This window comes from Blautia sp. MSK.18.38, assembly GCF_024460535.1.
Lineage (GTDB): Bacteria > Bacillota > Clostridia > Lachnospirales > Lachnospiraceae > Blautia_A > Blautia_A fusiformis.
Window position 1 is genome coordinate 64,076 of the sequence record NZ_JANFYP010000014.1, and the last position, 24,541, is coordinate 88,616.

A 24,541-nucleotide genomic window follows, 5' to 3' on the forward strand; every position below is an offset into this window, starting at 1 on the left:
CATTCTGCCTTCCTGTCCGGCTTAAAAACTCCTGCTAAATCTCCGGGCAAAAAAGCATTTATTCAAGTCTGATATAATACTGTCTCCCGGTTTCCTTCACAAGCCCCATCAAAATAAGCTGTCCCAGGATCCCGGCTGTTTTTCCCGGTGAAAAACCGGTTTTTCTGATAATATGATCCAGATTTTTTGGTCGTAAATCGAGACAACTATACACCAAATCCAAATCCGTTGCAAGTCCTAACTTGCTTTTTTCAGACAAATTTGTCTTTTTTTTCACAGATAATCCCCACTCATCCAGAAGTATTTCCGGAGAGTATGCAATTCCTGCTCCGTCGTAGATCAGCTTGTGACAGCCTCGGCTCAGCGCATCATTTACTGCTCCCGGAATGGCGTATACCATCTTCCCCTGTTCCAGTGCACAGGCAGCTGTGATCAGTGATCCGCTCTTTTCTTTTGCTTCCACCACAAGCACCAGATCTGCCAGTCCGCTGATGATTCGGTTCCTTGCCGGAAAATAATATGCCCTGCCTTTGGTACCTGGTTCATATTCGCTGATGATCCCTCCGTTTTTTTCGGGGATCCTCCGGTAAATACCTCTGCTGGATGAAGGATAACAGATGTCCACGCCATTTCCCAGCACGGCAAAGGTCGGGGTACCACCTTCCAGAGCACCCTTGTGGCCCTCAGCATCAATGCCGGCCGCCATACCGCTGATCACCTGTACCCCATGTTCGCTTAAGAATTTTCCGTAATTAAATGCCTGTATCCGTCCGTAAGGACTGCACAGCCTTGCTCCTACAATTGCAGCTGTAGGTTTGTCATCATCCGGAAATCTTCCAATATAATATAATTGTTTTGGCATACCAGGAAGTTCCTGAAGTCTTGCCGGATAAACACTACTGTCCTTCCGGGCACACCGGATCCTTGTTTGCTGTATTTCTTCCATATAAAATACCTTCCTTTTTTCTGTTTTATGACCAGTATTTCTTATCATATGCCCGGTAAGCCAACGCCTCGCAGATATGTTCTTCCTTTATCTTTTCGGAAGATTCCATATCCGCGATGGTCCTGGCCGTTTTCAGGATCTTATGATATGCTCTGGTACTGAATTGAAACTGCTCATATGCCTGCTCCAGAAGTTTGTCTGCCCCTCCCGTCATTACACAGTATTTTTCCAGTTTTCTTCCGTCAAGCTCCCCATTGAAGCAAAATTTTTCCTTTTTGTAACGTTCTCTCTGGATCTCCTGTACTGCTTCCACCCTCTTTCTTATTTGAGCAGAGGATTCCCCTGCAATTTTCTTTTTCATTTTTGAAAAACTCACTGCCGGAACTTCTGTGCAGATATCAATACGCTCCAGGAGAGGCTGGCTGATCTTTCCAAGATAATGCGTGATCTCCCCTGACGTACAACGACATCTGTTCATATCCGGGTAAAATCCGCAGGGACAGGGATTCATCGCTGCCGCCAGCATAAAACTAGCCGGAAAAATATAAGTTCCGGCAGCTCTGGACAGATGGATCTCCTTATCTTCCAGCGGCTGACGCAGGATCTCCAGGCTTTTTCTGGAAAATTCCGGCATCTCATCCAGAAAAAGAACACCTCTGTGTGCAAGAGTGATCTCCCCCGGCCCCGGTATCCTGCCGCCACCTGCCAAAGCCTGAGGGGAACTGGTATGATGCGGACTTCGAAAAGGCCTCTGCCGGATCAGCGGATCTTTTTCCGTGAGAAGTCCTGCCACACTGTATACCTTGGTGATCTCCAGGCTTTCCTCAAATGTCATCTCCGGCATAATGGTCGGCAGACGTCTTGCCAGCATGGTCTTTCCGGATCCTGGCGGTCCGATAAAAAGAATATTATGAAAACCGCTCACTGCGATCTCTGCCGCCCGCCTGGCTCCTTCCTGCCCGCAGATGTCCGCAAAATCAACCTTTGGTATTTCCGGTTTGTTTTCTGTTTTTTCTTTTTCCTGATACGCAGCTGTATAAGTGTTTGGGTCTCTCAGACATCGGATCATGGCATTCAGACTTTTTACTCCAAACACCGGCATATCCTTCACCAGATTCCCCTCCCGGATGTTTTCCTCCGGAATAACGCAAAAGCGTAAGCCCAGCTCTCTTGCGCGGATCACCCGAGGCAAAACTCCGGCAACCCCATGGATCTCTCCATTCAGACTGATCTCTCCTACGATCATAACTCCTTCCAGAAGATCCGGTTCCAGAATTCCGGCAGCCGCAAGTACTGCAGCCGCCACAGGCAGATCAAAACCGGCTCCTTCCTTTTTCATATCGGCAGGTGCAAAATTTACAGTTACTTTTTTTGGTGGCAGACAAAGCCGGTTGTTCTTAAATGCAGTCCGGACTCTTTCCTGGGCCTCTCTCACCTGGGCAGAGGGAAATCCTACCATAGCAAAAGAAGGCAGACCATCACTGACATCTGCCTCAACCTGGATCTCACGTACTTCCATTCCGTAGATCGCTGCTGATAAAACACTCGCAAACAAATACATTCCTTTCTGCGAAAAAACGGATCCCGATCTTCCATCTTTTCGTCTTTTCAGGTCAGGCGGATATTCGAAATCCGCATTGGTTAAAAACAAGGGAATTTTCAGATAGACATTTTCTGAATTTTAGAAGATAATAAATTTAGTATAGTCCATTTTGCTCCCTTTTGCAAGGGTGCATTTCGTTCTGTTTTATACTTTCAATAGAAAGAAGAGGTGAGCACAATGAAATTTCAGCGTATTCAGGATTTACGTACAGACGCGGATCTGTCCCAGAGAGAATTAAGTGAGATTCTTCATATCAGTCAGCGTTCTTATTCCCATTATGAAACGGGATCCCGTAATATTCCTATCGAAATGCTTATCCGGCTGGCAAATTATTACGACACCAGCATCGATTATCTCGTCGGCCGCACAGACCGCAAAAAAATGATCAAATAAAGAGATCCCCGGAAATGTGGAACAGTTTCGGGAATTCCTGTATCGGGATTCCCTGATTGCCAAAATCCGGGGATTCTTTATTTTATCGTGTTTTATTTTTTTTGATCATTCCGTATAATAGGTTTCTTCTTCTCCGTAGGGAATCTCATATTCTTCTGTATTCTCATCAGAAGAATCTTCACTGCTTTCGCTGTAGGATTCCTGTTCATAGGAATTTTCGTTGCTTTCATTATAGGAAGCATCCTCTTCGGAATTTTCGGATACTTCCAGGGATGGCTCCTGCCGGGTCATAATAGACTCTGTTTTCGGATAGGTCAGAGATCCCTCTCCCCGTTCATATGTTTTTACCTTCACATAAAGCTCACCACTTTTATCGAAAACAAACTCTCCTTTTGCCTTATTCCCTTCGGAATCCTTAAAACGGAACTGTGTGGCATTTCCTGCTACCTCTGCAGTCACATCTACTTCTGCGGTCATGGAAGGATCTTTTCCATTCACTCTCTTATAGGTAAAGGAAACAGATTTCAGACTGATATCATAAATATCGATCGTTGTCAGCCCGTCTTCGCTGTACCAGATTCCCTGATAATTTTCCGGTTCAAATGCCGGAAGGATTGTCGGGACCGGTGTCAATGACGGTGTCGGTGTCGCTGTCGGAACCGGTGTTGCTGTTGCTGCCGGAGTTGCTGTCACCTCCGGAATACTGTCCAATGCAGCCAATGCGGCCTCTCTTCGTTGTTCTTTTTCCACCTTATCCCTGTGGGAAACATACAGCATCCCTCCCAGTCCTGCCAGAATAAACAGGATGATCAACAGGACCAGAACCGCTCTCAGCCGTTTTTTTCTTTTTTTGTTTTTTCTCATCTGCATCACCTCTGTTTACTATAGCATACAGGAAACGCTTCTTGTATTTCTCAATTCTGCTTATTTTTTCTCTTTGATGATACCTTTTCTGTAAGCTTCCAGAAGCTGGATCAGCTCACTGATCCTTTCCTTCAGAGCAGTTCCGGTATCGGTATCACCGACCAGAGTACGTTTGTTATTGTAGTGAACTGCCACCCTGTTGGAAACAATATCCTGCTCCTTGGCTACCGCTTCTTCCGCAGAAGTAAAAGGCTCATGAGCAGACAGGATCAGCCCGTAGGAGTTATAAACCAGTGTATAGCCGGCAATCCCCGTAACCTTCTGATATGGTCTGGAAAAACCGCCGTCGATCACAAGAACTTTGCCATTGCATTTTACAGGACTCTCTCCCTCACTCTGGTGAACCGGCACATGCCCGTTGATGATGTGACCTTTTTCCGGATCCAGTTCGAATTCACGGAGCAGATCATCTACAACATCCTCATTTTCCAGAAGATGATAGTAGGCATTTTTAGTTTCTTTATGTGTTTCCTTATCTTTAATAAAATAACGTTCAAAGGTGGTCATCTTGTCTTTTCCGAACAGCGGTGAATTCGGAGCTGCCCAGATATACCACATAATATCCCTGCCTTTACGCTTTTCATCCTCATTTACAGAGAAAAACGCCCGGCGCACATAAGTCTCAAGAACATCGTACAATTCTTTTCCTTTGTAGGTTTTTCCATAAATCTGGACTTCTTTCAGACTTCCATCCTCATTAAGCGGAATACTTCCATGGAACAGAAGATTTCCATTATAAGTTTTATAAAGGCCTCCCTTGTCCAGAAGAAGCCGGACATGATTCTGCAGTTTCTCGCAGTTTCGGAACGCGGAATCCAAGCGTTCCATTACATCCTTTTCCTCTGTAGTAAGTTCATATGGCTTTTTCCAGTCAATAGTAGGAAAATATGTATCGGTCAGCGGATATTCTTTTCCGTCCGGAAGTGTGATCATTCCCTTTTTCGGATCGATCCTATGAAGCAAACAACGCTTTTCCATATGGAATTCTTTGTGCCGGCGGATCAGCTGACCCTCCAGCTTAAACTGGATAATGGCAATAGCCTTGTGCATTTTCCGTCCAAGCTCTTCTTCCAGAATACTATAGTTATTGGCATCTCCCTTCATCTCAAAAGCAGTACATGGATCATCCTTATAAGCCTCCATTGCAAAGGTTGCCAGAGGCATGAGATTGATTCCATATCCATCCTCAAGAATATCCATATTTCGGTAACGGATGCTGTTCCGGATCACCGTTGCAATGCAGGCTTTCTGTCCTGTAGCAGCTCCCATCCAGACCACATCATGATTTCCCCACTGGATATCCAGCGAATGATATTTCATCAAACGATCCATGATGAAATGCGGGCCCGGACCTCTGTCATAAATATCTCCCAGCACATGAAGATGATCCACAACAAGACGCTGGATCAGTTCTGCCAGGGCAATGATAAAATTCTCTGCCCGGCCGATCTCAATGATCGTATTGACGATGGCATCGTAATATGCTTCTTTGTCCAGAACTTCCGCTTTCTCTGTGATCAGCTCCTCGATCACATATGCATAGTCTGCAGGAAGTGCCTTACGGACCTTGGAACGAGTATATTTGGATGCCGTTGTCTTGCATACTTCGATCAGACGATAAAGTGTGATCTTGTACCAGTTCTCCATGTCTTCTTCCTGTTTTTTTACAACCTCCATCTTTTCCTTCGGATAATAGATCAGTGTGGCAAGAGAACGTTTGTCGCTGTTGCTTAAGGTATGTCCGAATACATCATCGATCTTTTTTCGTACAGCCCCTGATCCATTCCGAAGAACATGGGAAAACGCATCGTATTCTCCATGAATGTCCGACATGAAATGCTCGGTACCTTTCGGAAGGTTTAATATAGACTGCAGATTGATGATCTCTGTTGAAGCCTTTGCTATAGTAGGATACAGCTCCGCAAGTCGCTGCAGGTATCTTAATTCTTCTTTTTTCATAGTATCTGGTATCCTCCTGGGAGTTCTCACTGCCAGATCAGCCTTCAGGATAAACGGCAGTATTTTTTATTTATTGTAAGCCCTTCCGGTATCATATATCAACCCGTAAAATCAAACAGTGACATCTGATTGGACTGCGGGATATCTCCGAAAAGATCCATATCATCCATCAGATCGATAACGGTCTTGCTGACCTTGGTACGATCACGGAAATCATCCTTGGAAAGGAATCTGCCTTTTGCGGCAGCATCCACAACTGCCTCTGCTGCCTTATCTCCAAGACCCTCTATGGTATCCAGAGCAGGCATCAGTTTATCTCCGATGATCTGGAACCGGTGTGCCTTTGCCTTATAAAGATCGATCGGCACAAAATCAAAACCTCTGGCGTACATTTCCTGTACGATCCTCATATCCTTCAGTGTATCCTGTTCCTTCTTGGATGCCTCATCACCTTTTTTCCGGATCTCCGCCATATAATATTCCAGACGTTCTTTTCCCATGCACATCAGTTCATAGGAAAAGGAAGTGGCACGGATACTGAAAAATGCTGCATAATAAGCCAGTGGATGAAACACTTTATACCAGGCGATACGATACGCCATCATAACATAGGCTGCCGCATGGGCTTTCGGGAACATGTACTTGATCAGCTTACAGGACCAGATATACCAGTCCGGAACATCATGCTCTTTCATAGTCTGGATCCATTCCTCACGAAGACCCTTTCCCTTACGGACACTCTCCATGATGGTAAACGCCAGACCACTTTCCACTCCTTTTCCGATGAGATAGATCATAATATCATCTCGCGTACAGATTGCTGTGGAAATGGTAGCTGTACCATTCTGGATCAATACCTGGGCATTTCCAAGCCATACATCCGTGCCGTGGGAAAGTCCAGCAATACGTACCAGGTCGGAAAAATATTTCGGCTTGGTATCGATCAACATCTGCATGGCAAAGTCTGTACCAAACTCCGGGATCCCAAGGCATCCCAGCCTGCAGCCGCCGATATCCTCCGGGCTGATCCCCAGAGCCTGCGTTCCCGCAAACAGGGACATGACATCTCTCTGGTCTAGCGGAACTGTTCTTGCACTGATGCCGGTCAGATCCTCCAGCATACGGATCATGGTCGGATCATCGTGTCCAAGTATATCAAGCTTCAGAAGATTTCCGTCAATGGAATGGTAATCAAAATGTGTGGTGATGATATCACTGTTCACATCATTGGCCGGGTGCTGCACAGGTGTAAATTTCTCAATCTCCTCACCCATAGGCAGTACGATGATACCTCCCGGATGCTGGCCAGTGGTACGGCGGACACCGGTGCAGCCCTTCACGATACGGTTGATCTCACAGTAACGCTTGTGCTGCCCCCGTTCCTCATAATAGTTCTTCACATAACCAAATGCGGTTTTTTCCGCAAGGGTACCAATGGTTCCCGCCTTAAAGGTCTGCCCTTTTCCGAAGATAACCTCTGTATACCGGTGGGCATTGGCCTGATATTCACCGGAAAAGTTCAGGTCGATATCCGGCTCCTTATCACCTTTAAAACCAAGGAATGTCTCAAAAGGAATATCAAAGCCTTCCTTGTTCATCCTGGCACCGCATTTCGGACAGATCTTATCCGGCATATCACATCCTGCCATACCCGCGTATTTTTTCACCTCAGGGGAATCAAAATCACTGTATTTACAGTCCGGATTCGGACAGAGATAATGAGGCGGCAGAGGGTTTACCTCCGTGATACCGGACATGGTCGCTGCCAGAGAAGAACCTACAGAACCACGGGATCCAACCAGATAGCCGTCCTCATTGGACTTCCACACAAGCTTCTGTGCAATGATATACATTACCGCATAACCATTGGAGATAATAGAATTCAGCTCCCTGTCCAGACGGTCCTCCACGATCTTCGGCAACGGATCTCCGTACATTTCGTGGGCCTTCGTGAAACAGATATTCTTAAGATCCTGCTCGGAGTTCTCAATGACCGGTGGAAATTTATCCGGATGGATCGGTGATATCTTCTCGATCATATCCGCGATCTTATTGGTATTGGTGATCACCACCTCTTCTGCCTTTTCACTTCCCAGATAGGAAAATTCCTCCAGCATTTCCTCCGTTGTACGAAGATAAAGCGGGGCCTGATTATCTGCATCAGAAAATCCGTTTCCTGCCATGATGATCCGTCGGTAAACCTCGTCCTGAGGATCCATAAAATGCACATCACAGGTGGCAACCACCGGTTTTTTGAACTGTTCTCCAAGTTTTACGATCTTCCGATTTATCTCTTTTAAGTCTTCCTCAGAATTGATCATATCGTGCTTTTCATCCGCAAGCATAAACGCATTGTTCCCAAGAGGCTGGATTTCCAGATAGTCATAAAAATTTACCAGTCTGGCGATCTCCTGATCCGGTGCATTGCGAAGAAGTGCCTGATAAAGCTCTCCTGCCTCGCAGGCACTTCCCACCAGAAGGCCTTCCCTGTATTTTTCCAGCACGCTTTTGGGAACCCTTGGCCTTCTGTGATAGTACTTTAAATGGGACTGGCTTACCAGCTTGTACAGATTGATCCTTCCGGTCTCATTTCTTGCAAAAACAATAGCATGGTATGTGGGCAGCTTTCGGATGGTATCCGGTGAAACCGCACCCTGCCTGTTCATCTCATCCACATCAAAAATATCTCTTTCTTCCAGCATCTTTACAAACCGCACAAAAATCTCTGCGGTACATGCCGCATCATCCACAGCTCTGTGGTGATGATCAAGAGAAACACCTACTGCCTTGGCTACCGTATCCAGTTTAAAACGGTTCAGGGCAGGAAGAAGGAATCTAGCCATACCAACGGTATCCACATAAGTAAAATCATCCGAAATCCCCTGCCGTTTACAGTTTTCAATAATAAAGCTCATATCAAAGTCCGCATTATGGGCTACCATCACGCAGCCCTCACAGAATTCCAGGAATTTCGGCAGTACTTCCTCTATCAAAGGTGCATCCAGGACCATGGAATCATTGATGCTTGTCAGCTGCTCAATACGGAACGGAATGGGCACTTCTGGGTTTACAAAGGTGGAAAAACGATCTGTGATCTGTCCTTTTTCCACTTTTACCGCGCCAATCTCAATGATCCTGCAGGTTAGTGCTGAGAATCCCGTAGTCTCAATATCAAAAACAACAAAATCTCCATCCAGCCGCTGCCCTTTGGAATTGGTGACCATACCCTTCAGATCGTCTACCAGATACGCTTCCATTCCATAGAGCACCTTAAAATCAGACTCCTTTGGAACACAACCGCCCCAGGCATCAAAGCAGTGATTTGCCTCCGGGAAGGACTGCACCACGCCATGATCCGTGATAGCGATAGCCTTATGTCCCCACTCATAGGCACGTTTTACCAATGCCTTTGCATCGCTGACACCATCCATATCGCTCATCTTGGTGTGACAGTGAAGCTCCACACGCTTCTGAGGACTGGTATCCATTCTTGTGCTGGTAAAATTGGCGATTTTCTTGATACCTGTAATATTTCCAATAGTAAGCTCACTGTCAAAACGGTCAATGGTGGTAACTCCCTTCAGCTTCAGGAATGCGCCTTTTTTTACACTTTCCGTCACTTCCGGAACCTGCTCGTTACGCAGAAACATCTTCACAACAATACTGTCCGTAAAATCGGTCACAGGGAAAATCAGGATCGTTTTCTCATTTCGGATCTCACGAGCTTCCACATCCATAACCTGACATCGGATGATAACCTCACCCATCTCACCGGTAATGCTCTCCAGCGGAATCGTTTCTCCATCAAAATCTCTGCCGTAAACCACATCCGGATTGCTGTCCCTGCGGAATCCGAAGCTGCCGCGGAAATCTCCCTTCTGAACCTTCTGCTGTTTTTTGTCAAAGGATTTCTTCTCGTTTGTCTTTTCGCCCTTCTTATCTCCAGAGGTTTTCTTTGTCTCTTCCTTGGCTGTATCCTCCTGCTTCGGTTCGCTTTCCTGATCCCCGCTGAGTTTGGCATGCTTCAGGACATTTTCCACTTCCTGTTTGATCTGAAGTGCAGCATTTTTCCGGTATTTACTCTCTTTCACTTCCACAAAATCCAGTTCCACTTTCAGATCCATACCGCAGCGTTCACAGAAAACCTTATGAAAATATTCAACAAGTATTTCGCTTTTCTGTCTGGAAATAACCGTATCCGGAAGCTCCATACGCAAGGTATCTTTTCCTGTAAAAATGATTTTTGATCTACGGAACAGATTGTACTCCAGCATGTTATAGTTGCGCAGCTCCATCTCCATACTGGAACGGTAGCTTTCCAGAAAGTTCTCCGGTGTATACTGCTCGGAAAGATGAAATTTTTCCACAACTGTTACAGTCATGGGAATCCCCGGAAAGCACTGCCGTTCGATCTCATCCTCCAGCGCAAAAATATTCTTCTTGTGTATCCAGCGGCTGCTTTCGATATAAACCCTCAGATGAGTTCTTCCGGGGTTCATGGAAACCTTTGTCACAAATACCATGTCCAGAAGTTCTTCCAGCTCTTTCTTCACTTTAAGATGCGGAAATACATCAAAAAAATCTTTCTCCATTATGACTCCTGCTCATTCCAGGTAAGAAGTTCCTGACGAAGTGTATCCAGAAGATCCGTTTCCGGTACTTTTTTTACAACCTCTCCATGCCGGATCAGAAGACCAACACCATCGCCTCCTGCAATTCCGAGATCTGCTTCCTTTGCCTCTCCCGGTCCGTTTACCACACAGCCCATAACCGCAACCTTGATATCAAGAGGAATATCCTGTACCATGGTCTCTACCTGGTTTGCAAGGCCGATCAGATCGATTTTTGTTCTTCCGCAGGTCGGACAGGAAACAACCTCCACGCCTCCTTTGCGAAGTCCCAGCGTTTTCAGGATCCTTTTGGCTGATTTCACTTCTTCCAGCGGCGCGCCTGTCAGAGAAACACGGATGGTATCTCCGATTCCCTGATACAGGATGATCCCAAGTCCGATAGCTGATTTGATATTTCCCGAATACAGAGTTCCTGCTTCTGTAATTCCCACATGAAGAGGATACTGTGTTTTTTCTGCGATCAGTTCATGGGCTCTGGCGCACATGAGAACATCAGAAGATTTGATGCTGATCACAAGATTGTCATATCCCATCTCTTCAATGATGTGCACCTTATCAAGAGCACTCTCCACAAGTCCTTCGGCTGTAACACCGTGATATTTTTCTACCAGTTCTTTTTCAAGGGAACCGCTGTTTACTCCTACACGAATAGGGATATTCCGTTCCTTTGCTGTATCCACAACTGCCTGGATCCTCTCTTTGGAACCGATATTTCCCGGATTGATACGGATCTTGTCCGCACCGTTCTCCATGGCTGCAATGGCAAGGCGATAATCAAAATGGATGTCCGCAACCAGCGGAATATGGATCTGTTTTTTGATCTGGGATAAAGCCTTCGCAGCTTCCATAGTAGGAACTGCGCAGCGGATAATATCACAGCCTGCTTTTTCCAGTGAAAGGATCTGCGCAACCGTTGCTTCTACATCTTCAGTTTTCGTATTGGTCATGGACTGGATAAGGATCGGATTTCCTCCTCCGATAACACGATTTCCAATTTTTATTACTTTTGTATGATCTCTGTACATAAAAATCTCCTTTATGAATCCTGAAAGGCAGGTGTCTTCAAACGCCCTGCCTTTCCTTTCCGAACTATCTTTTTACTCTTACTCCTAACGTCGGATCTCCAGCAGCTTTGTTTTCAGTTCGTTTTCCATACGTCTCATATCTGCCTCTGCTGCCTGACGTTTTTCACGGCCTTCCTGCTGGATCTTCATCACATCATCCAGTGTCTGGATCAGTTCCTGATTGGTTTTTTTCAGAGTTTCAATATCTACAATACCACGCTGGGATTCCTTTGCAGTTTCCACAGATGCCAGGTGAAGCGTTTCCGCATTTTTCTTCAGAAGTTCATTGGTAAAATCCGTAACCTGCCGTTGTGCCTGTGCGGCTTCTGTGGAGTGCGCGATCCCTAGAGCCAGCACCATCTGGCTTTTCCAGAGAGGAATGGTATTTACAATGGTTGTCTGGATCTTCTCGATCATCGTCGTATCATTGTTCTGGATCATGCGGATCTGCGGTGCAGTCTGCATAGAAATGGTTCTGGTAAGCTCCAGATCATGAAGCTTTTTCTCAAAGCGGTCACATTTGCTTTCCAGATCATTGGCAGCCTGTGCATCTTCCGGAAGTCCGCTTGCCGCTGCCTTCTGATGCAATTCGTTGAGCTTGCCTCCTCTGACTTCCCTAAGCTTCTTTTTACCTGCAAGAATGTACATGGAAAGTTCTTTAAAGTATGCAAGGTTCTGCTCATACATTTTATCCAGCACGGCAGAATCTTTCATCAGACGCATCTGGTGCTGCTCCAGAGCTTCCGTGATCTTCGTCACATTTCCCTCGGCCTTTGTGTAACGGTTTTTCAGAGTTTCCACCTTCGCTGTCTGTTTTTTGAAAAAGCCGAAAAATCCCTTTTCCTCTGTGGCATCAAAATCCTTCAATTCTCCTACCACATTTGCAAGAAGCTCTCCTGCCTCCCCAAGATCCTGTGTCTTCACATTTACCAGCGCTGCATCAGAAAAATCTGCCATCTTCTTCTGAGTGCCGGCTCCGTACTGCAGGATCTGGTTTGTATTTTCAATATCGATCTTTGCTGCAAAATCTTCTACGATTTTCTGTTCCTGGGGAGATAACACCGGTTCCTCTACTGCAGGCTCCTGGGGTTTCTCCGATTCTTTTTTTGCAATTTCTTCTTTTTCTTCCGTGAGATCCGGTTTCAAAGTCAGCACCGGTGCTTCTACCTCAAATTCTTTAAATTCTTCTCCCATAAGCATTCTCCTTGATCAGCTGTACCTTCCGGCAGATGTCTGTATTCCAGCTTCTGATCTGCTCGTTGTACTTATTTCATTTCCGCATTCTGTTTCATTTTTTCGAAATCATCCTCTGTCAGTCCCTCCTGTGCCAGAACCGTATGCAGCACAGAAATATCGGTGGATACATCCCATGCGGTATCCCGGAATATGGAATCCAGAAGTTTCTCAAAAGCAATATTCAGTGTATCAATGGTTTCTTCAATTTCTTTCTTGGAAGCCGTGATATTCTCGCCCTGTACAGGCTGTCCATCCATATCCTCATAAGCATCCAGAAGCTTCACAGTCATGGGCAGATAGTAATCCATCATTTTCTTAAGATCCGGAATCACCTCCGGATGCTCTCCTGCACGCTCAAAAATTTTCTGAACGATCATTTCCATCCTGGAAATCTTTGCGGAAATTTCTTCCCCGGGAATGGCGTCATTGCTCTCACGGATCTTTACCAGAAATTCATTTCCTTTTCTCAGGACTTCCTGGGCTTCCGGACTCATATTCTCCTCCAGCTGAACCTTAGGATCTGCTTCCTGTTTACGAAGCTCCAGCTGCTTCTGTGTTTCCAGATACTGCTGATAGGTCTCATTACTGGTGATCAGACAGGTTCCCTGCTCATCCACATGGCCTTCCAGAAACCAGCCCTTCTGGATCATTCTGCTGATATCTTTTTTTACAAATTTCTCGTTCTTTCCTGCTGCCTGGGCAAGCTTCTGAAAATTACAGTAGGTGTGGTCTCCCAGCGCACGGATATATTTCTGGAAACGTCCCAGTCTTCCGAGACGGCTTGTTCCTGCTCCCAAAAGAGCACCGCCACCTGCTGCGCCTGCACACATCACTCCAAGCACACCTGCTGCAAGTGCACCGCTGTGTCCAATGCCCATCCAGATCAAAAGCACCATGGCTCCAAGCCCCATGCCACTTAAAAGTATCCCACCGGAAACTGCCATCATCATGCCTTTGAGATTCTCACCGGTAGTCTTTCCGTAGAGCAGTTCCGACTGTTTCCTTGCAGCCTGCTGCTTTGCTTTTCTGCTTCTTCCGTAATAAGGGCTTTGGTATGTATAGCTTTTCTTACGGAATTCCGGATCAGCACCCGGATCAAACACGGAATTCAGCGCATTTTTCAGCGCTTCGCTTCCGGACTCAATGGCCTTATTTACTGTCTGGTTGATCGTATGGCTTAATTCGTGATAGCTGTTTGAATTCACTGCATTATCTACAATATCCTGCATCTTTTTTCCAAGGTCTTCAAATTCGTGATTGTCCATTTTTCCCTCCAGTCCATAGATAATTTTTATTATATCGAAATCATATTAAAATTACAAGCAAATGAAAAAAAGGAACAAAAAACTATTGAAGTCATCACGTAAAAGTTTTACAATGGTAAAAAGTAAAAATTGTAAACGGAGGAATCGTTATGGAAAAAAAGAACATCGACTGGTCCAGCATCGGATTCGCTTACATGCCAACCGACTACAGATACGTGTCTAATTTTAAAGATGGAAAATGGGATGAGGGTACTTTAAGCACAGACCCTAATATCGTACTCAACGAGTGTGCTGGTGTGCTTCAGTATTCTCAGAGTGTATTCGAGGGTCTGAAGGCATACACAACAGAAGACGGACATATCGTTACTTTCCGTCCTGACCTGAACGCAGAGCGTATGGCTGCATCTGCAGCAAGACTTGAAATGCCGGTATTCCCGAAGGAAAGATTTATCGACGCTGTTGAGCAGGTTGTTAAGGCAAATGCTGCATGGGTTCCGCCATATGGTTCCGGCGCAACACTTTATCTTCGCCCGTACATGTTTGGTTCCAACGCCGTGATCGGTGTTAAACCGGCTGACGAATATCAGTTCCGTATCCTTACAACACCGGTTGGTCCGTACTTTAAAGGCGGCGCCAAACCGATCACGATCCGTGTCAGCGACTATGACCGTGCCGCACCTTGCGGAACCGGTAACATCAAGGCTGGCCTGAACTACGCAATGAGCCTTCATGCTATCGTAGATGCTCACAAACAGGGCTTTGATGAGAACATGTACCTTGATCCCAAGACTCGTACAAAAGTTGAGGAGACAGGCGGAGCAAACTTCATCTTCGTTACTAAAGACGGCAAGGTTGTAACACCGAAGTCTGACAGCATCCTTCCTTCCATCACACGTCGTTCTCTGATCTACGTTGCAAAGGAGTACCTTGGACTGGAAGCTGAAGAGCGTGAGGTCTACTTCGATGAGGTTAAAGATTTTGCAGAGTGTGGTCTTTGCGGTACTGCTGCAGTTATCTCTCCTGTCGGAAAGATCAATGATCACGGCAAGGAAATCTGCTTCCCAAGCGGAATGGAGAAGATGGGACCGGTTATCCAGAAGCTGTACGACACACTGACCGGTATCCAGATGGGACGCATCGAAGCACCGAAGGGATGGATCCACGTAATCGAGTAATTACCGGATTTTCGTCATTATACATAACATTAAGTACAAAAAACAGACCGCCGTATTTTTTTCGGTGGTCTGTTTTTTTATTATTTCTTCATTGTTTTTCTGTACAAAGCGGGCATTCTCATTCTGCTTTATGATCTGTGCTCACATTACCTATCTTTTCTCTCGTATTTTACAAACGCATATTCCAGATCAAAGTATGTCTGTTCTTCACTCTCCGCTGTGATCTCCCAGTCCGGGTCCTCATCCAGGTTTGGAAAATACGCATCCGCTTCATATGCAAAATCGATTTTTGTCACATGAGCTGTATCACAGTACGGGAGCATCTGTTTGTAAATACTGTCTCCGCCGATACAGTACACATCCTCTGCCGGATATTTCTCCACTTCCTTCAGTGCTTCCTCGATGCTGTGAACGATCACCGCACCTTTTACCTGATAATCCCTGTTGCCGGTGATCACAATGTTGGTTCTGTTTTTCAGAGGAAGTCCGTTTGGAAAAGACTCCAGTGTTTTTCTTCCCATAACAACCACTTTTCCTGTAGTTTCCTCACGGAACATCTTCATATCTGCCGGAATACTTACCAGAAGTTCATTATTTCTTCCGATTCCCCAGTTTTTATCTGCTGCAACAATAATATTCATTCTTTCTTCCTTTCTTTATGCAATTATACTGCAATGGGAATATTTTTGATCTGTGGCCATGTCTCATAATTCTCCACGATCAGATCATCGGTGGTGAATTTATAAAAATCCTTTATCTCCGGATTCAGTTTTACTGTCGGTGCAGGATACGGTTTTCTGGAGATCAGTTCTTTAATTACCGGAATATGGCGATCATAAATATGGCAGTCTGCGATCACATGAACAAGCTCTCCGGCTTCCATATCGCAGGCCTGTGCGATCATCATGAGAAGAAGAGAATACTGACACACATTCCAGTTGTTTGCAGCCAGGATATCCTGCGATCTCTGGTTCAGCACCGCATTAAGGACCAGCTTGTCTTTTCCGGGTTCCTTGGTTACATTGAAAGTCATGGAATAGGCACATGGGTAAAGATTCATCTCGTGGAGATCCTGATGTACATAAATATTGGTCATGATCCTTCTGCTGTACGGATTGTTCTTAAGATCAAAAAGAACTCTGTCTACCTGATCCATCATTCCCTCTTTATACTGATGCTTCACACCTAACTGATAGCCGTAGGCTTTTCCGATGGAGCCCTTCTCATCTGCCCAGCTGTCCCAGATGTGACTGTGAAGATCATGGATATTATTGGATTTCTGCTGCCAGATCCATAGAATCTCATCCATCGCACTCTTTAACGCTGTTTTTCTTAAAGTCAGTGCCGGAAACTCCTTCCGGAGATCATAACGGTTCACAACACCAAATCTCTTGATGGTATAAGCCGGAGTTCCATCCTCCCACACAGGACGTACCTTCTCACCTTCTGTGCTGGTTCCGTTTTCTATGACATCTTTGCACATGTCAATGAATATATTATCTGCAAGACTCATTTGTTGATTTCCTCCTGTAATTTTCTTCTATTCGATCCCGGGCTGCTTTTTTCTTAAAAATGCCCCTGAAATTTATTTTATATTCTAACACATTTCAGTCCTTACTGTCCACTTCCCCTTTAACCTCCTATCCCATTTAACCTTCTCTCCCTGTTTTTCCTTTTCCCTGTTCTTTTTCTGTATTTTTCTGGACTTTTCCATGCGGGAGTGCTATATTAAGAGCCATGAAAATACTGATTACCTTATTAAAACCTTTTTCTTTTGCACCTGCGATCCTGATGATGTGCGTGATCTACTCTTTTTCCGCACAGACCGGAGATGTTTCCGGTGCCCTGAGCTATAAGATCAGCTACCAGATCGTAGAAACCAAAAACGAAATATTAGCTTCCGGCAAAAGCCTGGAACAGCTTTCCCAGGAAGCTGCAGATATCGAATTTTATGTCCGTAAGGCTGCTCACATGACAGAATACTGCCTGTTGGCCATATCTATTTCCTTCCCCCTCTATGTATACGGAGTTCGGGGAATCTGGCTGATGCTCCTTGCCGGATTTGTATGTGTGGGATTTGCTGGACTGGATGAATACCATCAGTCTTTTGTAGAGGCCCGCGGACCTTCCGTAAGGGATGTAGGGATCGACAGTTGCGGAGCAATGATCGGAATTTTGCTGGTACAGGCATTCTGCTGGTCTACCTTACATACCCCCAACAGAAAAAAATCTCGAAAAAAACGCAGAAACGCGCAAAGACGCAGATAACTGTTTTGCGATCTGCCTGATCTAAAAAACGGAACATAGATAAGGATTTTTTTGCCTTATGATGTTCCGTTTTTGCTATTACTAATCGTCATATCTCAGCAGGCATTTTACTCTCACCTGCATCCAGTTTTATTTTTCGTCTTTCTCCTCCGGTGCGTCATCCAGATTTTCCGCAAGATGCGCCCGCTCCGCAATTGACATTTTTTTCTTTGCCACGGTTTCCGGATTTTGAGAAGCTTCCTCTGCCGCTTTTTTCGCAGCAGCTTCTTCCAGCTCATGTTTCTGTGCGCCAGCCTTTGCAAGATTACGGATCGCCATGATCAGAAGCACTGCTCCGATCACAACAAAAATACCTCCCGCTGCCAGAAATACCACACCGGAGTCTTCTGCTCCGCTTATGACACTGGCGCAGAGACGATATCCTGTATACACAAGATAGCCTCCTGCAAAGATCCACAGAAGACTGCTTCTTGTGGAAGAATTTCCCTGTCCGGAATTCTTTTCCTCAGCAGTTTCCTGCTGCAGCTCTTCCTTATTTTCTCTTTTCTGTTCTTCCATGATGTATTTCTGTCCTTTCTGATATCCTTATATTTCTCTATTTGTCAGATATCTTTTCCCTGTCAGCTTCTGTTTTTTCCTTCTCTTCCGTTTCTTCTTTTACAAGTCTTCCATAAAGCTTTGTCATTTTATAAATCTTCTGAATAATTGTTTCATTGAGCTGGCCTTTTTTCATACGCCACTTCCAGTTGTCACCAAGAGTTGACGGTTCATTGATCCTTGCCTCATTTCCAAGGCAGAGATAATCCTGTACCGGGATCACACAGCGATCTGCAACACTGGACATCGCCGCACGTATCATGCTCCACACTGCCGCAGTCTCATGCTTGCCCTCACAGCCAATATAGGCCCTGGCAAAATTTCGATCATGCTGGCTCAGATTGCGGAACCATCCTCTTGTTGTCTCATTGTCATGAGTACCTGTGTAAACAATGCAATTCCTTTCATATCTGTGCGTCAGATACGGACTGTCCTCATTCTCGTCAAAAGCAAACTGCAATACCTTCATTCCCGGGAATCCGGATTCTTCCACCATCTCGATCACACTGTCTGTAAGGAGACCAAGATCCTCTGCGATCACATCCAGCTTTCCAAGATTCTTTTCAAGCGCACGGAACAGATCCATTCCCGGTCCCTTTTCCCAGTGACCGAACTCCGCAGTTTTATCTCCGTACGGAATGGAATAATACTCATCAAAGCCTCTGAAATGGTCGATCCTTACCACATCATAAAGCTTCATACAATTTGCCATTCGGCGTATCCACCATGCATAGCCTGTTTTCTTGTGATATTCCCAGTCATAAAGCGGATTTCCCCAGAGCTGCCCTGTGGCGGAAAAAGCATCCGGCGGGCATCCGGCAACGCCGATCGGAATATTTTCCTTATCAAACTGGAACAATTCCGGCTGTGCCCAGGCATCCGCACTGTCAAACGCAACGTAGATCGGGATGTCTCCGATCATCTCCACTCCCTTAGCATTTGCATAAGCTTTCAGTGCTGTCCACTGTTTAAAAAAGCAGAACTGCTGGAAGCAGTAAAATCCCACTTCTTTTGCAAGCTTCTCTCTTTCTTCAGCCAATGTAGCTTTTTCTCTGTTTTTGAGTTCCGTAGGCCATTCGATCCAGCTGATCCCATTCAGGCTGTCCTTGATTGCCATATACAGGCTGTAATCTTCCAGCCAGGCAGCATTTTCTTTTACAAACTTCCGGTACTCCTGATCTGTCTCACAGTCATAATTTTCAAAGGCTTTTCTCAAAAGCCGAAATCTGGAATTATAAATCTTCTCATAATCCACATAGCTCTCGTTTGTACCCCAGTCACAGTCCTCGCAATCACTTTTATCCAGATATCCCTCTTTTACAAAAGCCTCCAGATCAATAAAATACGGATTTCCCGCAAAGGTAGAAAAAGACTGGTATGGTGAATCTCCATATCCGGTAGGTCCGAGAGGAAGAATCTGCCAGTATTTCTGTCCTGCTCTTGCCAGCTGGTCTACAAACTCATATGCTTCCTCAGAAAAGCATCCGATCCCATATTTCGATGGCAGACTGGACACTGGAAGTAAAATCCCACTTGCTCTCATAATTTACGAATCCTCCTGTTTTCTCAGTAGTTGCGCCCTCTCACAGATGTCTGCAGGAGCACTCAGATTTTTATTATATCACTCTGTCACAGAGCGTTCAAAGTCCTTTTTTGCAGATATATGTAAATATATCATGATAAACCTTTTCCCTGTCTTTCTCATTCAGGATCTCGTGGCGCATTCCCGGATATAATTTTCCCCGGACATCCCGGTATCCTGCACAACGCATGGCACGGACAGACTTCGCAAACTGTCTCACATTTCCCATGCAGGGATCCTCCGCCCCACTGATAAACAGCACCGGCATTTCCGGCTTTGTACACTTCCAGTGCTTCACATCATAGGCTCTTTTCATCAGGTCAAAAAGTGCCAGATATGCATCATCCGTAAAGGTAAATCCACAGTATTCTGAATCCGAATAATCCTGTACAACCTGCGGATCAGAGCAAATCCAGGAAAAACGGTTTTTTTCTTTTTTAAAGTGCATTGCATAGCTTCCAAAAGACATCATCTCGATCAGACCCGCACTGTGTTTAGACCCGAAAACAGTCTTTCCCACTTTTGCCAGAGCTACTCCGACCGGACGAAATACATTATAGCTAGGTGAGCCGCAGACGATCAGCATATCCATACAACTGTCATGATGCGCTGCATAGGCACGAACTGCCAGAGAGCCCATGCTGTGTCCGAAAAGGATCAGCGGGATACCTGGGAAATGATCCTTGATCAAGCAGTTCACCGTATGGATATCCTGCAGCATGGCATCCGCCCCACCACCGTACATATACCCAAGATCCTCTTTACTGCGTACGCTTTTCCCATGGCCACGGTGATCATGGATCACACTTATATATTTTCGCTCTGCCATATATTCCATAAAAGGAATGTAGCGTTCCTTGTACTCACTCATTCCGTGAACGATCTGTATGATCCCACGGTATTTCTCATTACGTTCCAACTCCGGCACTACTGCCAGGCAGGAAATTTCCAATCCGTCTGCTTTTGAAGGAAATGAATACTGAATTGTCCGTAACATATATTTCACCTCACCTTTTCTGCTGCATAAAGCGGGCATTCGCATTCCGCTTTGTCACCTGTACTCAACCACTTTTTCTGTGTCTTCCAGTATATCATAACACAGGGGGTTTCTCAAACAGTAAACCTATGATATAATCGTTACGGTAACACAGGGTGATGCTGTTTGCCCGCAAATGCAAACAGATATCCTCTGACTTACCCACCCGAAAACCAGAATGACTTATTGTAAGGAGGAATAATGAATACAGAAGACAATAATGATTTTTATGACGATGAGCTCTCCAGATCATTGATCTCCAATGATTTTGAAGGCGACACTCCCCACAGAAAGAAAAAAAGCAAAAAGCCTCTCGTGATCTGTCTGATCATCCTTCTGATCGCTGCCGCAGCCGGCGGAACCGCCTGGTATATGATGCAGCGCCATAAACCGGTAGAAGCCACAGAAAAATTTCTCACAGGCATGCAGAACATGGATTTTACCACAATGGAGAACCTTCTCCAGAGTCATGATCTCAGTGCTCTGGATGATGCAGATATCCGTGATTCTGCTTACACAGATTTCTTCACTACCGTCAACAAAAAAATGACCTACAAGATCACCAAAAACAAATTTGACATCCAGAACGGAACTGCCAAGATAACGGTTCACATGAAATATATTGACGGAACCAATATCTATGCAGCAACTATTCAGGAATACACCCGTAAGGTTGCTGTCGCAGCCTATGCCGGAAAGGAAATGACACAGGATGATATCCAGGAAATGCTCGCTGCACTTCTTGCCGAAAATGCTTCCACAGCTGATGAGAAATACAATGAGATCGATATTACCTATCCTCTGATCAAAATCGGCAGCGACTGGAAGATCGTTTCTCTGGATGACACCACAGTCAAGGTTATGTGCGCAAACTTCAAAAGCGTAAAAGACGAAATATCATCCCAGCTTACGGATGACAGCACAGATAGCAGTTCTGCCGCTGCAGAGGATTCTTCCACCCCAGGCAGCACGGCCTCTGCTGAGGGCACAAGTGCATCCATTGATATTACAACTGACAAATTCTCCGTCCGTTTCAAACAGTTTGCGATTTCCAAGGACTACGGCGGAAATCCCTGTCTGATGATCTACTACGACTATACAAACTCCGGCGATTCCCAGTCCAGTGCATTTGTAGACTTCACCCTGCAGGCTTCCCAGAACGGAGAAGTTCTAGAAGGAACTTATCCGGAAGCCAGCGATGATGCTGTAGATAACTACATGAGCACCATTGATCCCGGAAAAACCGTCACTGTATGCCAGGTATTTCTTCTGAAGGATACTACCAATGATGTAACGCTTCAGGGCAAAGAAACTCTGAATGTAAGCGGCGGACAGACAACCTCTCAGATTCTGAAGCTGAAGTAAGATATCGGAATCGCCTGGCGGATATTTACGATCCAAATTCGATAAACCGGAAATTTACATTTTATCTTGCATATGAAAGGAAAACGGAAATTTCTCCTTCATGATTTTTTCATGGCTGGCAGAAATTTCCGTTTTTCTTTTTCTCATTCCTGTGTATATTTTTTTGATTCCATGAAAAACTATTTCCTGTATAACGAAAGGATGGTGACTTATGTCAAATAAATATCTGCAGTACTTCACCCTGACCATTGCTGTGGTCGGTGCCATAAACTGGGGTCTGATCGGCTTCTTTAATTTTAATCTGGTAGCATTCCTGTTCGGAAGCATGAGCTGGCTCTCCCGGATCATCTACGGACTTGTAGGCTTATGCGGGCTTTATCTTCTGACCTTCTATACTCTGATCGATCAGGGTGAAACAACTGAATAAGCTACGCAGTAACACATAACGCGAAAAATCCTCTGCTGCATAAAAATAAAGCAGAGGATTTTTTCGCAACAAAAAAGAACTCTGATCATCCTCAGAGTTCCGAAGAGCGATAGACGGGGCTCGAACCCGCGGTCTCGACCTTGGCAAGGTCGCGCGTTACCAACTACGCCACTATCGCACAAGCGGGTGATGGGAATCGAACCCACGTATCCAGCTTGGAAGGCTGGTGTTCTACCATTGAACTACACCCGCAGTTATGAAATTATAAATCTTCATCCTTCGATGAGAGCGATAGACGGGGCTCGAACCCGCGGTCTCGACCTTGGCAAGGTCGCGCGTTACCAACTACGCCACTATCGCACAAGCGGGTGATGGGAATCGAACCCACGTATCCAGCTTGGAAGGCTGGTGTTCTACCATTGAACTACACCCGCGCATCGTCGCTTCGGTGATTACCGATCGCTTGACCGCTGCAACGATGATTAGTATATAGCATACTGTTTTATTTGTCAACAGGTTTTTTTATTTTTTTTAATTTTTTTATTTATTGGATTTTTTATCAATACTCCCATACATTTGTGGCAGAAACCTGGGCCTTCGGTTTCTTGATCACAAGCTCCGGACTTTTTGCACTGACCTTGGTATTTGCAGGAATGGATTCTGTGATAAAGGTATTACCACCTATAATCGTATTCTCTCCTACAACCGTCTCACCACCGAGCACTGTGGAATTAGAATAGATCGTTACATTATCACGGATCGTCGGATGACGTTTTACATTGGCAAGCTGCTGTCCCTTTCTTGTAGAAAGCGCTCCCAGTGTCACTCCCTGATACAGTTTTACATTATTTCCGATCTCTGTAGTCTCACCTACAACCACACCGGTACCATGATCGATAAAGAAATACTCTCCGATGGTCGCTCCCGGGTTGATATCGATTCCTGTACGGCCATGAGCATATTCTGACATCACGCGCGGGATAAATGGGATCTCTTCTTTATAAAGAACATGTGCCAGACGATACACGTAGATAGCAAATAATCCCGGATATGAAAAAATGATCTCTTCCTTGCTCTTGGCTGCGGGGTCACCATCAAAACCAGCCTGTACATCTGTCAGAAGCAGTCTCTGGATCTCAGGAAGCTGCTCAAAAAATCCACATGCAGTTCTGTCTGCATGAGCTGCTGCTTCTTCCGGTTCCTCTCCGTGATAAAGAAGTGCGATCTCGATCTGATTCTTCAATCTGTCATAAAGATCATTCAGTCTGTGTCCCACATAATACTCCGGAAATACGGTAGCACTGGTATCCGTACTGAAATATCCCGGAAATACAATAGATTTCAGATCTCTTACTATATCAATGATCACCGAACGGTTCGGCAGACGTCTGCCGCTCTTCGGCATAAAAAGTTCTTCTGAAGCATAATTCTCAGTAAGACCCTTCGCCGCCCTGAGAATCGCAGATTTCTTATCGCTCATAATTCCCTCCATTTCTGCACATCCACTTCTGTCTGTACACTTTATCTCATTATCATATTATAGTCTGGAAGATTCGTCAATAATACAAAAAAGAAAAGTTTTAAAAAAGATTGACCTTTCTCCGGATACCTTATATAATAATAAAGGTTTGCATCCGGAGATGTACCCAAGTGGCTGAAGGGTCCGCACTCGAAATGCGGTAGGTCGGGTAACCGGCGCGAGGGTTCAAATCCCTCCATCTCCGCTTTTCTGCCGATTTATGACAGGAAGAATTTTATTTATATTTTATTATACAAAAAGCACTCTCATCTCTTGACAATTGTATATTTTATATGTATAATTGCAACAGTGATGAAAATACAATTTAATATAGGGGATTGGTCAAATGGTATGATAGGGGTCTCCAAAACCTTTGGTGGGAGTTCGATTCTCTCATCCCCTGCTATTAGAATCGCTGAAAAACCTTAATTAAGGATTTTCAGCGTTTTTTATTGTATGGCAGAAAAAGTGATCGCCCGGCCTGTCATATCAACATCCGGGCGATCACTTTTCAATATTTTACTTCTCACTGCATTCATATCGTGAAAATC

At 45.2% G+C, this 24,541-nt stretch carries 19 protein-coding genes and 6 tRNA genes; 7 read left to right on the forward strand and 18 right to left on the reverse strand.

Going from position 1 to position 24,541, the window contains the following annotated elements:
* Positions 1-58: 58 nt before the first annotated feature.
* Both dprA and NE638_RS10225 read right to left on the reverse strand, forming a co-directional pair.
* Positions 59-946 carry a DNA-processing protein DprA gene (gene dprA / locus NE638_RS10220; RefSeq protein ID WP_173746139.1) on the reverse strand — a complete coding sequence of 296 codons (888 nt, stop codon included), beginning with the start codon at positions 944-946 and terminating at the stop codon, positions 59-61.
* 25 nt (positions 947-971) lie between these two features.
* Positions 972-2,507 carry a YifB family Mg chelatase-like AAA ATPase gene (locus tag NE638_RS10225; RefSeq protein WP_227589080.1) on the reverse strand — a complete coding sequence of 512 codons (1,536 nt, stop codon included), beginning with the start codon at positions 2,505-2,507 and terminating at the stop codon, positions 972-974.
* Positions 2,508-2,726: 219 nt separating this feature from the next.
* Here NE638_RS10225 and NE638_RS10230 point away from each other — a divergent pair, with 219 nt between their 5' ends.
* The gene (locus NE638_RS10230) at positions 2,727-2,942 is read left to right on the forward strand and encodes a helix-turn-helix domain-containing protein (RefSeq protein WP_015524345.1); all 216 of its coding nucleotides are present in this window, start codon (positions 2,727-2,729) and stop codon (positions 2,940-2,942) included.
* Positions 2,943-3,047: 105 nt separating this feature from the next.
* Here the strand turns inward: NE638_RS10230 and NE638_RS10235 are convergent, their stop codons facing one another.
* From NE638_RS10235 to NE638_RS10260, 6 genes are all read right to left on the reverse strand, one after another.
* Entirely contained in the window at positions 3,048-3,806 is a 759-nt protein-coding gene (locus NE638_RS10235; RefSeq protein WP_173746140.1) for a hypothetical protein, read from the reverse strand.
* Positions 3,807-3,866: 60 nt separating this feature from the next.
* Positions 3,867-5,825 (reverse strand): fructose-1,6-bisphosphatase, encoded by a 1,959-nt coding sequence (locus NE638_RS10240; RefSeq protein ID WP_114001709.1) that lies wholly within the window; start codon positions 5,823-5,825, stop codon positions 3,867-3,869.
* A gap of 98 nt (positions 5,826-5,923) precedes the next feature.
* Positions 5,924-10,417, reverse strand: coding sequence for a PolC-type DNA polymerase III (locus NE638_RS10245; RefSeq protein ID WP_173746141.1), 4,494 nt, complete (start codon positions 10,415-10,417; stop codon positions 5,924-5,926).
* Positions 10,417-11,481 carry a flavodoxin-dependent (E)-4-hydroxy-3-methylbut-2-enyl-diphosphate synthase gene (gene ispG, locus NE638_RS10250; protein WP_021651821.1) on the reverse strand — a complete coding sequence of 355 codons (1,065 nt, stop codon included), beginning with the start codon at positions 11,479-11,481 and terminating at the stop codon, positions 10,417-10,419. The genes NE638_RS10245 and ispG overlap by 1 nt, the downstream gene beginning before the upstream one ends.
* Before the next feature lie 84 nt (positions 11,482-11,565).
* On the reverse strand, positions 11,566-12,714 hold the full coding sequence (locus NE638_RS10255) for a toxic anion resistance protein (RefSeq protein WP_173746142.1): 1,149 nt from the start codon (positions 12,712-12,714) through the stop codon (positions 11,566-11,568).
* 71 nt (positions 12,715-12,785) lie between these two features.
* Positions 12,786-14,021 (reverse strand): 5-bromo-4-chloroindolyl phosphate hydrolysis family protein, encoded by a 1,236-nt coding sequence (locus NE638_RS10260; protein WP_173746143.1) that lies wholly within the window; start codon positions 14,019-14,021, stop codon positions 12,786-12,788.
* A 149-nt stretch (positions 14,022-14,170) separates the two neighbouring features.
* On the opposite strand from NE638_RS10260, the gene NE638_RS10265 reads away from it, so the two are divergent.
* On the forward strand, positions 14,171-15,196 hold the full coding sequence (locus NE638_RS10265; RefSeq protein WP_059085425.1) for a branched-chain amino acid aminotransferase: 1,026 nt from the start codon (positions 14,171-14,173) through the stop codon (positions 15,194-15,196).
* Positions 15,197-15,342: 146 nt separating this feature from the next.
* Here NE638_RS10265 and NE638_RS10270 read toward each other — a convergent pair whose 3' ends face one another.
* Positions 15,343-15,837: a dihydrofolate reductase gene (locus NE638_RS10270; protein WP_015524334.1), complete on the reverse strand. Its 495-nt coding sequence runs from the start codon at positions 15,835-15,837 to the stop codon at positions 15,343-15,345.
* Positions 15,838-15,860: 23 nt separating this feature from the next.
* Positions 15,861-16,709 (reverse strand): thymidylate synthase, encoded by an 849-nt coding sequence (gene thyA / locus NE638_RS10275; RefSeq protein WP_092071400.1) that lies wholly within the window; start codon positions 16,707-16,709, stop codon positions 15,861-15,863.
* A 224-nt stretch (positions 16,710-16,933) separates the two neighbouring features.
* Between thyA and NE638_RS10280 the strand changes: the two genes are divergently transcribed.
* Complete coding sequence (locus NE638_RS10280; protein ID WP_138277249.1) at positions 16,934-17,464, forward strand: VanZ family protein; 531 nt, start codon at positions 16,934-16,936, stop codon at positions 17,462-17,464.
* Between the two features lie 129 nt (positions 17,465-17,593).
* Here the strand turns inward: NE638_RS10280 and NE638_RS10285 are convergent, their stop codons facing one another.
* From NE638_RS10285 to NE638_RS10295, 3 genes are all read right to left on the reverse strand, one after another.
* A complete protein-coding gene (locus tag NE638_RS10285; protein WP_092071388.1) occupies positions 17,594-18,022 on the reverse strand; it encodes a hypothetical protein in 429 nt (142 codons plus the stop codon).
* Between the two features lie 37 nt (positions 18,023-18,059).
* Positions 18,060-19,604 (reverse strand): 4-alpha-glucanotransferase, encoded by a 1,545-nt coding sequence (gene malQ / locus NE638_RS10290; protein WP_173746144.1) that lies wholly within the window; start codon positions 19,602-19,604, stop codon positions 18,060-18,062.
* A gap of 97 nt (positions 19,605-19,701) precedes the next feature.
* The gene (locus NE638_RS10295; RefSeq protein WP_173746145.1) at positions 19,702-20,640 is read right to left on the reverse strand and encodes an alpha/beta fold hydrolase; all 939 of its coding nucleotides are present in this window, start codon (positions 20,638-20,640) and stop codon (positions 19,702-19,704) included.
* A 240-nt stretch (positions 20,641-20,880) separates the two neighbouring features.
* Here NE638_RS10295 and NE638_RS10300 point away from each other — a divergent pair, with 240 nt between their 5' ends.
* The gene (locus NE638_RS10300; RefSeq protein WP_244094832.1) at positions 20,881-22,044 is read left to right on the forward strand and encodes a DUF5067 domain-containing protein; all 1,164 of its coding nucleotides are present in this window, start codon (positions 20,881-20,883) and stop codon (positions 22,042-22,044) included.
* A gap of 211 nt (positions 22,045-22,255) precedes the next feature.
* Positions 22,256-22,471: a DUF378 domain-containing protein gene (locus tag NE638_RS10305; RefSeq protein WP_021651831.1), complete on the forward strand. Its 216-nt coding sequence runs from the start codon at positions 22,256-22,258 to the stop codon at positions 22,469-22,471.
* 105 nt (positions 22,472-22,576) lie between these two features.
* Here NE638_RS10305 and NE638_RS10310 read toward each other — a convergent pair.
* The 5 genes from NE638_RS10310 to epsC form a co-directional block, all read right to left on the reverse strand.
* Positions 22,577-22,649: transfer RNA gene (locus tag NE638_RS10310), tRNA-Gly, on the reverse strand.
* A gap of 3 nt (positions 22,650-22,652) precedes the next feature.
* Positions 22,653-22,723, reverse strand: a tRNA-Gly gene (locus NE638_RS10315).
* Between the two features lie 35 nt (positions 22,724-22,758).
* Positions 22,759-22,831 (reverse strand) — tRNA-Gly (locus NE638_RS10320).
* Between the two features lie 3 nt (positions 22,832-22,834).
* Positions 22,835-22,905: transfer RNA gene (locus tag NE638_RS10325), tRNA-Gly, on the reverse strand.
* Positions 22,906-23,030: 125 nt separating this feature from the next.
* Positions 23,031-23,951, reverse strand: coding sequence for a serine O-acetyltransferase EpsC (gene epsC / locus NE638_RS10330; protein WP_022426729.1), 921 nt, complete (start codon positions 23,949-23,951; stop codon positions 23,031-23,033).
* A 156-nt stretch (positions 23,952-24,107) separates the two neighbouring features.
* On the opposite strand from epsC, the gene NE638_RS10335 reads away from it, so the two are divergent.
* Both NE638_RS10335 and NE638_RS10340 read left to right on the forward strand, forming a co-directional pair.
* Positions 24,108-24,195 (forward strand) — tRNA-Ser (locus NE638_RS10335).
* Positions 24,196-24,322: 127 nt separating this feature from the next.
* A tRNA-Trp gene (locus tag NE638_RS10340) sits at positions 24,323-24,393 on the forward strand.
* The last annotated feature ends 148 nt before the right edge of the window (positions 24,394-24,541 follow it).